The sequence below is a fragment of the Nocardioides sp. CCNWLW239 genome (genome assembly GCF_037137035.1).
Lineage (GTDB): Bacteria > Actinomycetota > Actinomycetes > Propionibacteriales > Nocardioidaceae > Nocardioides.
Genome location: NZ_JBBBNW010000006.1, coordinates 68,502 through 80,617 on the forward strand (window position 1 = coordinate 68,502; position 12,116 = coordinate 80,617).

Sequence of the window (12,116 nt, forward strand, 5' to 3'; positions counted from 1 at the left end):
GCGAGCTGCAGCGTGTGCAGCTCCGGGGCGTCGGCGCGTACGGCGGGAACGATCTCCCACGCCTCCCCCTCCGCGAGCCCGGCCGCCTGGGAGGCGTGGAGCAGGTCGGGGCGGCGTACGGAGGTTCTTTCGACCGCCTGCTGGTGGCGCCACTGCGCGATGCGCTTGTGGTCGCCGCTGAGCAGCACCTTCGGGACCTCGAGGTCACGCCAGGAGGCAGGCTTCGTGTAGACCGGGTATTCCAGCAGGCCGTCCTCGTGGGACTCCTCGACCAGCGACTCGGCGTTGCCCATGAACCCGGGGAGCAGGCGTACGACCGCCTCGGTGATCGCCATCGCTGCGACCTCTCCCCCGTTGAGCACATAGTCACCGAGAGAGATCTCGCGCACCTCGGCACGGGTGGCGGCGTGGTCGAGCACACGCTGGTCGATGCCCTCGTAGCGGCCCAGCAGGAAGACCAGCCGCTTCCGGCTGGAGAGCTCGCGGGCGAGGCTCTGGGTGAACGGCTCGCCGCTCGGGCTCGTCACGATGACGGTCGCACCGTCGATCGCCAGCTCGTCGAAGGCCTCACCGAACGGCTCCGGCTTCATCACCATCCCGGCGCCGCCGCCGTAAGGGGTGTCGTCGACGGTGCGATGCTTGTCATGCGCCCAGGCGCGCAGGTCGTGGACGTGCATGTCCAGCAGGCCGGACTCGATCGCCTTGCCCGGCAGGCTCAGCCGGAGCGGCGCAAGATAGTCGGGGAAGATGGTGAGGTAGTCGAGCCTCACTTCGTGCCGTCCTCGTCCCGGCCCTCGTCGTCGGCGAACGGCGTCACCAGTCCGGGCCGGTCAGCGATGACGACCTTCTTCTCCGCGAGGTCGACGACGGGGACCAGCGCCTTCACGAACGGCACCAGCGCGTCGCGGCGGTCCGGGGTGCGGATCGTCAGCAGGTCCTGGGCTCCCCCGTGGACCAGCGACTTCACCGTGCCCAGCTCGCGGCCCTCCTCGTCGAAGGCGGTCAGGCCGATGAGCTGGTGGTCGTAGTACTCGTCGGGGTCCTCGGGCGTCTCCTCGGCCGGCACGTCGGCGAAGAGCAGCGTCCCACGGGCGGCCTCGGCCTCGTTGCGGTCGGTGATCTCCTCGAAGGCGACCTGGAGCACCTGCCCGTGCCACCTGGCACCCTCCACGGTCAGCTGTTTGGCGGCGTACGCCGATCCCTTCGGTGGCTGCGCCCGCAGCACCGTGCCCTCGGCGAACCGCCGGTCAGGCTCGTCGGTGCGCACCTCGACGGTCACGAACCCTCGGATCCCGTGCGGCTTGCCGATCCGTCCGACCAGCACCTCGATCAACTCCACGAGGTGAGCCTAGAGGGTGGCGTACGTCGGGCTGAACTCCTCGGGGGCGGGCGGCCCAGCCAGCTGTAACACGCTGTTCGTAGCACTATCCGGTCGTTCACATAGGGCGAGTAGTACTACGAACGACGTGTTACACGGCGCTCGGCTCCCGAAATGAGCAACAGGCGCCACCCCCGCAACGGGGATGGCGCCTGTCGTGAGTTGGTGCAGCCGGTGCTCAGCGACCGCCGTCGACATCGACGAAGTCGATCCGCGCGCCGCCCTTGCCGGCCAGCGCGGAGATGACCGTGCGGAACGCGGTGGCGGTGCGGCCACCGCGGCCGATCACCTTGCCGAGATCGTCGGGGTGGACCCGGACCTCGAGGACGGAGCCGCGACGAAGCTGCTTGTCGCGCACGCTCACCTCGTCCGGGTTGTCGACGACTCCTCGGACGAGGTGCTCGAGAGCTTCGGCGAGCATGCTGCTCAGGCCTCGGCCTCAGCGGCGGCCGGAGTCTCCTCGGCCTTGGGCTCCTCGGCCGGAGCCTCAGCCTTGGGCTCCTCGGCCTTCTCTTCCTTCTTGGCCTTCTTGGTGACGGCCTCGGAACCAGCCGACGCGTGCGCCTCGGCCAGAGCCTTGTTGAAGAGCTCGAGCTTGTCGGGCTTCGGGGCGGCGTGACGCAGGGTGCCCTCGGCGCCCGGGAGGCCCTTGAACTTCTGCCAGTCGCCGGTCACCTTGAGGATCGCCTCGAGAGCCGGGGTCGGCTGGGCGCCGACGCCGAGCCAGTACTGGGCGCGCTCGGAGTCGACCTGGATGAAGCTCGGCTCCTCCTTGGGACGGTAGAGACCGATCTCCTCGATGACAGCGCCGTCGCGCTTCTTGCGCGAGTCGACGATGACGATGCGGTACTGCGGAACCCGGATCTTGCCCAGGCGCTTCAAGCGGATCTTGACAGCCACTGTTGGTGGTATTCCTTTGGAATCGAATATGGGTGAAGAGGCCCGTGTCGGTGTGGGGACACCCGTCAGGCAGCTTCGGCGGGCACTGTTGCGCTGGGTGAGAGGGTCCCTGCGCACAGGACACGCCCATCAGTTTGCCAGAGGTGGCCGGAAGCGGCGAAATCTCAGGCGTAGATCTTCCCACGGAGCACGACGGCCGCCGGACGACCGAGGACGGTGAGATCCTCGAGGGGGTTGGCGTCGTAGACGACGAAGTCGGCAGGGTCACCTTCGCCGAGGCCGGGGTTGTGACCGAGCCACTCCCGGGCACGCCAGGAGGCCGCCCCGAGGACGACCTCGGCGGGAAGCCCGAGCCGATGCATGGCGAGGACCTCCGTCGGGAGTACGCCGTGGAGCTGGTCGCCCGCGCCGTCGGAGCCGGCGTAGAGGGCGACGCCCGCCTCGTAGGCGTTCATGATCGTCTCGCGACGGCGCGCGTAGAGGTCCTCCATGGTGGCGGCGTACGTCGGGAACTTGGGTGCTGCGGCGGCGGCCAGGTCGGGGAAGATCTCCAGCTGGGCAACGGTCGGGACCAGCGCGGTGCCTCGCTCGGCCATCGCCTCGACGAGGTCGGGGGTCAGCCCGGTGCCGTGCTCGATGCAGTCGATCCCGGCCTCGATCAGGCCCGGCAGGACCTCCCGGCCGAAGCAGTGCGCGGTCACCCGGGCGTCGTTGTCGTGGGCGACCTTGATCGCCTCGGCGAACGACTCGGCCGGGAAGGACGGCTTCAGGTCTCCCTCGGCACGGTCGATCCAGTCGCCGACGAGCTTGACCCAGCCGTCGCCGGAGCGGGCCTGCCGCTCGACGGCTTCGGCCAGGCCGTCGGGCTCGACCTCGTCGGCGTAGTTGCGCATGTAGCGCTTCGTACGTCCGATGTGGCGTCCGGCGCGGATCAGCCGGGGCAGGTCGTCGCGGGACTGCACCCAGCGGGTGTCGGCAGCGGAACCGGCATCGCGCAGGAGCAGCGCACCGGCATCGCGGTCGGCGATCGCCTGGGCTTCGGCGGTCTCCTGGTCGACGGCGCCGTCGGGCCCGAGACCGATGTGACAGTGGGAGTCGACGAGGCCGGGGACGATCCAGCCCGAGGCGCCGGCCTCCGACCCCGACGGCCGCTCGTAGGTGATGCGGCCGTCGAGGACGTAGAGGTCCCGCACCTCTCCATCGGGAAGGACCGGACCGGAGAAGCGCAGAGCAGTCATGTGACGCAGGTTACCTAGTCGGCCCCGGAGCCCGAAGGCACCTTCACCCCGGCCGCCTCGAGGATCGGCACGTGCTGGGCGAGAGGGATCACCTGTCCGGTGACGACGTTGCTCTCGTCCCAACCGATCGAGGTCGGTACGCCGACGAGCTCGCCGTCGTCGTTGACCGCGGCGCCACCGGAGTTGCCGCTGGAGATCCGGGCGGTGACGTCGAAGACCGCCCGCTCCTCCCCCTCGAACGAGAGGATGGTCGCCACGTTGCCCTCGGCGACGGTCGGCGGCTGGAAGTAGACACCCTCCTTGTCGGCGAAGCTCTGCTTCGGCAGGGTCGGGAAGCCGATCGTGGCGATGAAGTCGCCGCGGTCGACCGCGTCGGAGTCGCCGAGCTTGATGGTCGGCAGGTCCAGCGACGAGGGGTCCACCGGGTCGCCGTTGCCGTCGGCGACGATCTGCACGACCGCGCTGTCGACCTCGCCGTCGGACTCGATGACCTTGGCGATGTAGTCGGGCTCGCCGACCTTGTAGCCCTCAGCAGGGTTGGTCATGTGGATGTTGACGGTCTCCGGCGAGACCTCGCCCTTGGCGGCGTACTCCGGGATCTTCGCCGGGTCGGCGACGTGGGCGTTGGTCAGGATCTTGCCGTCCTCGGAGACGATCGACCCCGACCCCATCGCGATGGTGTCCTCGGTCGGGAAGTAGGTGATCCAGACGGCGGCGCGCTGTGCGCTGTTGAGCTCGTCCTTGGTCAGGCCGGTGTCCTGGGCGGCAGGGTCGCTGCCGGGGACGACGAACATCGCCACCACCAGTCCGATGACCACCACTGAGGCGGCGGCCGCGATCCCGCCCCACAGCAGGAGCTTGTTGCGGCGCTTCGCGGCGGCCCGGGCGACCTCGACCTCGGCCGCGTAGATCGGGATGACCTTGAGGATCTCGCCGGCGACGGGGTGGCCGAGGCGGATCTCGGTCTCCTCGTCGATGTCTTCCCGGACCAGCGGCTTCCCCTTGAGGAACGAGCCGGTCTGGGAGGCGTTCTCGAAGGTCCAGCCGCCCGGCTTGGCGACCAGTCGGGCGTGCTGGCGGGAGACGCCCTGGTCCTCGAGCACGACCGAGTTGTCGGCGGCCCGGCCGATGGTCACCGTGACCGGGTGGCGGAAGCGGTGCTCCTTGCCCTCCGCCACCAGCAGCAGGTCGGGCCCGCTCGGCGGGGTCGGCGCCTGGCCGGGGGCGACCGGACGCGCCATGCCGGGCGCGATCGTCATCTCCGAGATGTCCTGGGTCGCCGACGACATCGGGGGCGGTGGCATGCTGCCGGCAGGTCGGGGTGGCGCGGCCGCTGCTCCCTGGGCCGGGAAGGTCCCGGTCGGTGGCGGAGGCGGCGCGGGTGCCTGAGCTCGCGGCGCATCGGCCGCCACCGCCGCATCGTCCAGGGTGACCTTGATCGTCGACCCGTCCGCCGCCGGGCCGAGCTGGACGTCGGTCGCACCGGTCAGCACCATCTCCGTGACCCGAGCTCCGGCCACGTAGGTCCCTCCGGCGGACCCCACGTCGACGAGCTTCCACCCGGACGGGTCCGGACGGAGCTCGGCATGAGCGCGGGAGACCGACGACGAGGAGAGCACCACGTCGGCGTCGATCGAGCGCCCGATCCGGACGATCTTGTCGGGCGGGAAGCTGAGCGCACGTCCCGATACGTCTACGCGAAGCGTCTGCATGGACGAATCATGCACTGAAATGGCCCGAACCACCTGTCGCGAATCGAAGATTCGCACAACTCGGCCGGACGATTCTCAGATCTGGTCGAGCAACCAGCTGGGACCCAGCGCGGTGGCGCCGCCGCAGCGCGCCTGCAGCATCCGGTCGGCGCTCACGAGCGTCACCCGGTCGCCCTTCTCCAGAGCCTCGCGGACGACATCGACGATCGCGGCGTCGCCGTCCTTGGGCGCGTGAACGGTGCGCACATGGGCGTCCTTCCCCGGACGTACGCCGCCCTTGGCCTGTCCTTCCAGGACCAGCACGATCCGGTCGTGCGGAAGGTCGGCGACCAGGAGCGCCTCGTGCAGGCGGCGCGCGGCACCGGCCCGGTCCTTCCACCAGCCGTCGGGGCGAGCCCCGACCACGTTGGCGCCGTCGACGACCAGGACCGTTGCCATGCAGCCCAGGATAAGGGGCCGTGTCGCCGCCAGGCGGCGCGGCTCAGCTCTCAGCGGCGATCCTGCTCAGCACCGTGGCGATGAACGGGGCCTTCCCAGCCCGGTACGCCACCCTGTCCTCGTCGTCCGTCGCCGCGAGCCGGCGCTTGATCGCCGCGTACGCCTCGCGATCCTCGGCATGCGTGCGCAGGTGGTCGCGGAAGGCCAGCCAGGTCGGCCAACCCGGCGAGGACTCCTCGACCACATGCAGATGGTGGGTGCGGTGAGCGACCGACGGCGAGCACCAGGACCACGTCCGTTGATCGACGTCGCCAGGCTCTGGAGCGGCGACCCAGCCGACCTCGGTCAGTCCCCGGAGGGAGCCCTGCACCGCCTCGTAGGAGTCCACCACCGCGAGCATGTCGATGATCGGCTTGGCAGGCAGGCCAGGCACCGACGTGCTTCCGATGTGCTCGACCGGGCGCGCCAGATGCTCGGTCAGCGGTGGCTCGACCAGCGACCGCGCCGACTCGAACGACCGTGCCCACTGTGGGGAGTGGTCGACGACAACGATGCGATCGCGGCGGGTCACTTCAAGAACTTGGAGAAGTCCGCCGGCAGGTTGAGGTCGGCGGCCGCCTTCTCGTAGTCGATCTGCTCGCCGCCCGGCATCCCGAACGGGTTGGCGGCGGCGGGCTTCTTCTCGGCCTCGGCCTTCGCCTGCTGAGCGGCCTTGGCGGGGTTGCCCGACTTGCGCGCGCCCTTGCCCTTCTTCTTCTGGGCCACCTGCTTGGCACCGGCCCGCTTGCCGAAGCCGGCACCGGGCGCGCCCGGCATCCCGGGCATACCGCCACCGGAGGCGAGCTGCTTCATCATCTTCGACGCCTCGGTGAAGCGCTGGATGAGCTGGTTGACGTCGGAGACCTGGCGGCCGGAGCCCTTCGCGATCCGGGCCCGTCGGGAGCCGTCGAGGATCTTCGGGTTGGCCCGCTCGGCCGGGGTCATCGACTGGATGATCGCCTGGATCCGGTCGATCTCGCGCTCGTCGAAGTTGTCGAGCTGGTCGCGGAACTGGCCCATCCCGGGCAGCATCCCCATCAGCTTCGACATCGAGCCGAGCTTGCGCAGCTGCTGCATCTGCTTGAGGAAGTCCTCGAGCGTGAACTCGCCGGTCGCGATCTTGGCCGCGTCCTGCTGGGCCTGCGCCTGGTCGAAGGTCTTCTCGGCCTGCTCGATCAGGGTGAGCATGTCACCCATGTCGAGGATGCGGCCGGCCATCCGGTCGGGGTGGAACAGGTCGAAGTCGGTCATCTTCTCGCCGTTGGAGGCGAACATGACCGGCTTGCCGGTGATCTGGACGATGGAGAGCGCCGCACCACCGCGGGCGTCACCGTCGAGCTTGGTGAGGACCACGCCGTCGTAGCCGACGCCGTCGAGGAATGCCTGCGCGGTGTTGACCGCGTCCTGACCGATCATTGCGTCGACGACGAAGAGGACCTCGTCGGGGTTGACCGCCGCCTTGATGTCGGCAGCCTGCTTCATCAGTTCCTCGTCGATGCCGAGGCGGCCGGCGGTGTCGACGATGACGACGTCGTGGAGCTTGCGCTTGGCCTCCTCGACAGCCTCGCGGGCGACCGCGACCGGGTCACCCACGCCGTTGCCCGGCTGCGGCGCGAAGACGGGGACGTTGACCCGCTCACCGTTGACCTGGAGCTGGTTGACCGCGTTGGGACGCTGCAGGTCGGCGGCCACCAGCAGCGGCGCCTTGCCCTGCTCCTTCAGCCACAGCGCGAGCTTCGCGGCCAGGGTGGTCTTACCGGCACCCTGCAGACCGGCGAGCATGATGACGGTCGGGCCGGTCTTCGCGTAGCGCAGCCGGCGGGTCTCGCCACCGAGGATCGTGACCAGCTCGTCGTTGACGATCTTGACGATCTGCTGGGCGGGGTTCAGCGCCTGGCTGACCTCCTCGCCGCGCGCCCGCTCCTTGACCCGGGCGACGAACTCGCGCACCACCGGCAGCGCGACGTCGGCCTCGAGCAGCGCGATCCGGATCTCGCGAGCGGTGGCGTCGATGTCGGCATCGGTGAGGCGGCCCTTGCCCCGGATGTTCTTGAACGTCGTGGCGAGCCGGTCGGAGAGCGTGGCGAACAAAGCGGTCCTTCAGCAGAGTGGTTGTCCTGCAAAGACTATCGAACGGTTGTCCGCGGGGCGCTATTCGAGGGCCGCGCGCACCGCATGAGCCGCCTCGGCCGCCCGCTGCTCGGCAAGGGCGCCGGCGGAGGCCTCCTGCAGGTAGAACACGTCGACGGCCTGCGGGCCGAGGGTGGAGATGTGGGCCGAGCGTACGGCGATCTCCATCCGGGCCAGCGCCGCGGCAACGGTGTAGACGACCCCGGGGCGGTCGACGGTGCGCACCTCGAGGACGGTGGCCGTGCTGGAAGCCTCCGGACGTACGACGACCGAGGGTGCGCTCCACCGCGCGGCCGCGCTCGCCGCCAGCCGCGTGGCCGGATCGAGGCGGCCCTCGGTGATCGCCGAGAAGCGGGTGCGCAGCACCGCGGCGTCCACGAAGGAGTCGTCGAGGTCCCACACACTGACCCCGAACCCCTCCTGCTGCCAGACCCGGCAGGCCCGCACCGGCAGTCGCGCCACCGCGAAGGTGGCGGCCAGGTCGGCGAGCAGCCCGAGCCGGTCGGGCGCGATCGCCCACACCCGGGCCCCGTCGGCGAGCGGCTCGGCACGGAAGGAGGCTGCCCCTGCACGTACGCTCTGGGGGATCTCCACCGCTGCCTGCGGCCGCTCCCCCGCGGCGATGCCGGTGTCGAGGACCCGGGTCGCCCGGTGGGCGAGGTCGAGGATGAGCCGGGCCCGCCAGCTGGTCCAGGCCTGGGTGCTGGTCGCCCGCGCGTCGGCCTCGGTGAGCGCGGTGAGCAGGGCCAGCGCCTCGGGGTCACCCATCGTGTCGACCACGAGATCGACGGTCGCGGGGTCGTCCGGGTCGCGGGTGGTCGCGGTCGTCGAGAGCAGCAGATGCCAGCGCACCAGCAGCGCGATCAGCTCTACCTCGTCGTCCGGGAAGCCCATCCGGGTGGCGATCCGGCGGGCGATCGGCTCCCCCGCGACGCTGTGCTCGGTCAGCGACCCCTTGCCGATGTCGTGGAGGAAGGCCGCGACGAGCAGCACGTCCGGGCGAGCGACGCGCGGCAGCAACGCGACCGCCTCGATGCAGGTCTCGATGGTGTGCCGGTCGACGGTGAAGCGATGGACGATCGAGGCGTGCGGGAGCAGCCGGATCCGCTCCCACTCGGGCAGGATCCTGGCGACCGCGCCGGTCTCCTCGAGGGTCTCCCACACCGCGAGGAGCCCGCGCCCGGCACCCAGCAGGCGTACGAAGAGCCGGCGTGCCTCCTCCGGCCACGGCTCGGCCAGAGCCGGGGTCTCCCGAGCCAGCCGCGCTGCGGTCGGCGGTGCCAGCGCGACCCCGTGCTCGGCAGCCAGCGCCGAGGCGCGCAGCAGCATCAGCGGATCCCGCGACGGGCGGGCGTTCGGCGCGAGCACCAGCTCGCCGGAGGCGAGCGCCAGACCGTGGCCCAGCGGCGTGAGCCGCGGCCGGCGCGGCGCTCCGGGGCGGGAGCGTTCGAGCACCCCGTCCACCCGCCGCCAGGCGAGCCGGGACAGGTGGGTGAGACGGCGGCCGATGGTGCGTACGTGGGCCTGGGCGGTGCGGGCGTCGGCCAGCTCGAGCCGCTCGGCGAGCTGGTCCCACATCTCCGGCACGATCCGGTCGGAGGCTCGGCCACCGATCTCCTGCACCAGGTCACGCACGTCGAGCATCGCCCGCCGTGACTTCTCGAGATCCACCGCGGGGACGTCGACCAGCCAGGTCGCCACGATCGCCTTGATCACCACCGCGTCGCGCAGCCCGCCGTACATCTCCTTCAGGTCCGGCACCGACGCGTGCGCGAGCTCACCGGCGCGACGGTGCCGCTCCACGCTCATCGTCCTCAGCTCGGGCAGCAGCGAGCGGGCGTGCTTGCGCCAGTGCGCCAGCATCGTCGTACGCAGCCGGAGCACGAGTCCGCGGTCGCCGGCGAGGTGGCGGATGTCGAGCAGCCCCAGGGCGACCCGGAGGTCACCGGTCGCCGCCGCGAGCATCTCCGAGAACGACCGCACCGAGTGGTCGAGCCGGGGCGCGGCGTCCCAGAGCGGATACCAGACCTGCTCGGCAACCTCTCCGACGACGACATCGTCGTCGTGCACCAGCACCAGGTCCCAGTCGGAGAAGGGCGCGAGCTCCCCGCGCCCGTATCCCCCGACCGCGACCAGGGCGACCCCGGTCTCGGGGCCGCCGGCCGCGGCGTACGCCTTGACGCACTGCTCATCGGCCTGGGCTGTGCGCTCCGCCCGCCCCTCAGCGGTCACGCCGCTCGCTGCCGCTCACTCATGCGCCAGCCCCGTCCATGGGTCAGATCGCGGCGTCGTCGCGGTCGCCGGTGCGGACCCGCACGATGGTCTCCAGCGGGGAGACCCAGACCTTGCCGTCACCGATGCGCTCGGTCTTGGCCGAGGACTCGATGGCAGTCACCACCGACTCGACCTCCTCGTCGGGAACGGCGATCTCGATGCGGATCTTCGGCACCAGGGCGACGTCGTACTCGGCGCCGCGGTAGACCTCGGTGTGGCCCTTCTGGCGACCGTAGCCGGAGACCTCGGAGACGGTCATGCCGGTGACACCGACAGCTTCGAGGGCGACGCGGACGTCCTCCCACTTGTGGGGTTTGATCACTGCGGTGACGAGCTTCATTTCTCTCCTCCGGTGGGGATTCGACGGACCGACACTCGGACGAATCCTAGTCAGAGCGCGTCCGCGTCGCGCGCACCCGTCCGTACGCGGACCACGGACTCGATCGGGCTGAGCCAGACCTTCCCGTCGCCGATCCGACCGGTCTGTGCGGACTTCACCACGAGCCCGACGACGTCGGTGGCGTCCTCGTCCTCCACGACGATCTCGATGCGGATCTTCGGCACCAGCGCGATGTCGTACTCGGCACCGCGGTAGACCTCGGTGTGGCCCTTCTGGCGACCGTAGCCGGAGACCTCCGAGACGGTCATGCCGGTCACCCCGAACGCCTCGAGGGCCTCGCGCACGTCCTCCCACTTGTGGGGTTTGATCACTGCGGTCACGAGCTTCACGAGAGGGTGCCTCCAGAGGTCCTTGATCCTGTCATCTTCGCCGCCACCTTCACCCGGCGACGTTTCGACACCCCGAGGCGCGTGTTTCCACTGTGTAACAGACCATTTCCCCGTACGTCGCCGAAGCGTCGAAACAGCCCGTGAATCACCCGCGCCGGACCCTCCCGGCGGCACCAAAGGTCGCTACCCTCGTCGCATGTCGCACTACGCCGTCGAGATCGACCTCGATCACGCCAACACCAGCCATGTGCAGGTCATCGACCTGGCTGAGTCGAACCCCACGGCGGGCGGTGGCAAGCGGGTCCTCGACGTCGGCTGCTGGACCGGCGAGATCGGCCGGGTCCTCACCGAGCGCGGCTGCACCGTCACCGGCATCGAGATCGACCCCGAGGCCGCGGGCCTGGCCGAGAAGGTCCTCGAGCGCGTGGTCGTCGCCGACCTCGACGCGACGCCACTGACCGAGCTCGTCGAGCCCGGCTCCTTCGACGTGGTGATCTTCGCCGACGTCCTCGAGCACCTCGTCGACCCACGGGCCGCCCTGGAGCAGACCCGTGACCTGCTCGCTCCCGGCGGCCGGGTGGTCATCTCCATCCCGAACATCACCCACGGGTCGGTGCGCCTCGCCCTGCTCCAGGGCCGCTGGCAGGCGACCGACACCGGTCTGCTGGACCGCACCCACATCAAGTTCTACTCGCGCGAGGGCCTGCTGGCGCTCCTGACCGAGGCCGGCTACGCGGTGGAGGACCTGCGCGGCACGACCGCCGACCCGTTGGCTGTCGAGGTCTCGGTCGACCCCGCGCTGCTCCCCGACGTGGCCGTGGAGTGGGTGCGGCAGCAGCCCGATGCGCTGGTCTACCAGTTCCAGCTCGCCGCTCGGCCGCTCGCCGACGGCGAGACCCCACCGGCCCCGCCCGAGCTCGTCGAGGCCGTCCCCGCCGACCAGGTCAAGCACCGTGATGTCCACACCACCCAGTTCGAGGAGGCCACCCGCTCCAGGCTCGCGACCCGCGACCACATCCTCGGCATCCAGGCCTCCGCGAACTCCGCCCAGTCCCGGGTCGGCACCCTGTCCAAGCAGCTGCGCGAGGCCCGCGAGGTCAACCGGCGCCGCCGCGAGCGCATCGAGCGGCTGCGCGGCAAGGTCGCCGGTCTCGAGGCCGATCTGGCCTACGCCAACCGCCACCCGGTGCGTAACTTCGTCCGCCGCATCGTCCGCCGCCTCCGGCGCGCCGCCCAAGGCTGACCGTCGAGTCGGCCCGTCGTGACGGGCCGACTCGA

General features: G+C 70.5%; 12 protein-coding genes and 1 pseudogene. 1 reads left to right on the forward strand and 12 read right to left on the reverse strand.

The window, feature by feature from the left end:
• Positions 1 to 101 precede the first annotated feature (101 nt).
• From trmD to WBG06_RS21150, 12 genes and pseudogenes are all read right to left on the reverse strand, one after another.
• Positions 102 to 770 (reverse strand): annotated as a pseudogene (gene trmD, locus WBG06_RS21095) (tRNA (guanosine(37)-N1)-methyltransferase TrmD); the annotation flags it as partial.
• The gene (gene rimM, locus WBG06_RS21100) at positions 767 to 1,339 is read right to left on the reverse strand and encodes a ribosome maturation factor RimM (RefSeq protein WP_336738965.1); all 573 of its coding nucleotides are present in this window, start codon (positions 1,337 to 1,339) and stop codon (positions 767 to 769) included. The pseudogene trmD and the gene rimM, both read right to left, overlap by 4 nt.
• A gap of 217 nt (positions 1,340 to 1,556) precedes the next feature.
• Positions 1,557 to 1,799, reverse strand: coding sequence for an RNA-binding protein (locus tag WBG06_RS21105; protein ID WP_008363327.1), 243 nt, complete (start codon positions 1,797 to 1,799; stop codon positions 1,557 to 1,559).
• 5 nt (positions 1,800 to 1,804) lie between these two features.
• A complete protein-coding gene (rpsP, locus tag WBG06_RS21110; RefSeq protein WP_336738968.1) occupies positions 1,805 to 2,278 on the reverse strand; it encodes a 30S ribosomal protein S16 in 474 nt (157 codons plus the stop codon).
• A 164-nt stretch (positions 2,279 to 2,442) separates the two neighbouring features.
• Positions 2,443 to 3,516 (reverse strand): amidohydrolase family protein, encoded by a 1,074-nt coding sequence (locus WBG06_RS21115; RefSeq protein WP_336738969.1) that lies wholly within the window; start codon positions 3,514 to 3,516, stop codon positions 2,443 to 2,445.
• A 14-nt stretch (positions 3,517 to 3,530) separates the two neighbouring features.
• Positions 3,531 to 5,228 (reverse strand): FHA domain-containing protein, encoded by a 1,698-nt coding sequence (locus WBG06_RS21120; protein ID WP_336738970.1) that lies wholly within the window; start codon positions 5,226 to 5,228, stop codon positions 3,531 to 3,533.
• A 75-nt stretch (positions 5,229 to 5,303) separates the two neighbouring features.
• Positions 5,304 to 5,666, reverse strand: coding sequence for a hypothetical protein (locus WBG06_RS21125; RefSeq protein WP_336738971.1), 363 nt, complete (start codon positions 5,664 to 5,666; stop codon positions 5,304 to 5,306).
• Between the two features lie 43 nt (positions 5,667 to 5,709).
• The gene (locus tag WBG06_RS21130; protein WP_336738973.1) at positions 5,710 to 6,237 is read right to left on the reverse strand and encodes a GrpB family protein; all 528 of its coding nucleotides are present in this window, start codon (positions 6,235 to 6,237) and stop codon (positions 5,710 to 5,712) included.
• A complete protein-coding gene (gene ffh, locus WBG06_RS21135) occupies positions 6,234 to 7,796 on the reverse strand; it encodes a signal recognition particle protein (RefSeq protein WP_336738975.1) in 1,563 nt (520 codons plus the stop codon). The genes WBG06_RS21130 and ffh overlap by 4 nt, the downstream gene beginning before the upstream one ends.
• A gap of 60 nt (positions 7,797 to 7,856) precedes the next feature.
• Positions 7,857 to 10,067, reverse strand: a complete 2,211-nt coding sequence (locus tag WBG06_RS21140) for a [protein-PII] uridylyltransferase (protein WP_336738977.1) — start codon at positions 10,065 to 10,067, stop codon at positions 7,857 to 7,859.
• Between the two features lie 43 nt (positions 10,068 to 10,110).
• Positions 10,111 to 10,449 carry a P-II family nitrogen regulator gene (locus WBG06_RS21145; RefSeq protein ID WP_336738979.1) on the reverse strand — a complete coding sequence of 113 codons (339 nt, stop codon included), beginning with the start codon at positions 10,447 to 10,449 and terminating at the stop codon, positions 10,111 to 10,113.
• Between the two features lie 50 nt (positions 10,450 to 10,499).
• Positions 10,500 to 10,838 (reverse strand): P-II family nitrogen regulator, encoded by a 339-nt coding sequence (locus tag WBG06_RS21150; protein ID WP_336738981.1) that lies wholly within the window; start codon positions 10,836 to 10,838, stop codon positions 10,500 to 10,502.
• Between the two features lie 196 nt (positions 10,839 to 11,034).
• Between WBG06_RS21150 and WBG06_RS21155 the strand changes: the two genes are divergently transcribed.
• Positions 11,035 to 12,081 carry a class I SAM-dependent methyltransferase gene (locus tag WBG06_RS21155; protein ID WP_336738983.1) on the forward strand — a complete coding sequence of 349 codons (1,047 nt, stop codon included), beginning with the start codon at positions 11,035 to 11,037 and terminating at the stop codon, positions 12,079 to 12,081.
• Positions 12,082 to 12,116 lie beyond the last annotated feature (35 nt).

Bases quoted from the DNA above. Each gene is read 5' to 3' on its own strand.
- WBG06_RS21105 (WP_008363327.1), bottom strand. From the start codon at position 1,799: ATGCTCGCCGAAGCTCTCGAGCACCTCGTCCGAGGAGTCGTCGACAAC.
- WBG06_RS21115 (WP_336738969.1), bottom strand. From the start codon at position 3,516: ATGACTGCTCTGCGCTTCTCCGGTCCGGTCCTTCCCGATGGAGAGGTG.
- WBG06_RS21120 (WP_336738970.1), bottom strand. From the start codon at position 5,228: ATGCAGACGCTTCGCGTAGACGTATCGGGACGTGCGCTCAGCTTCCCG.
- WBG06_RS21125 (WP_336738971.1), bottom strand. From the start codon at position 5,666: ATGGCAACGGTCCTGGTCGTCGACGGCGCCAACGTGGTCGGGGCTCGC.
- WBG06_RS21145 (WP_336738979.1), bottom strand. From the start codon at position 10,449: ATGAAGCTCGTCACCGCAGTGATCAAACCCCACAAGTGGGAGGACGTC.
- WBG06_RS21155 (WP_336738983.1), top strand. From the start codon at position 11,035: ATGTCGCACTACGCCGTCGAGATCGACCTCGATCACGCCAACACCAGC.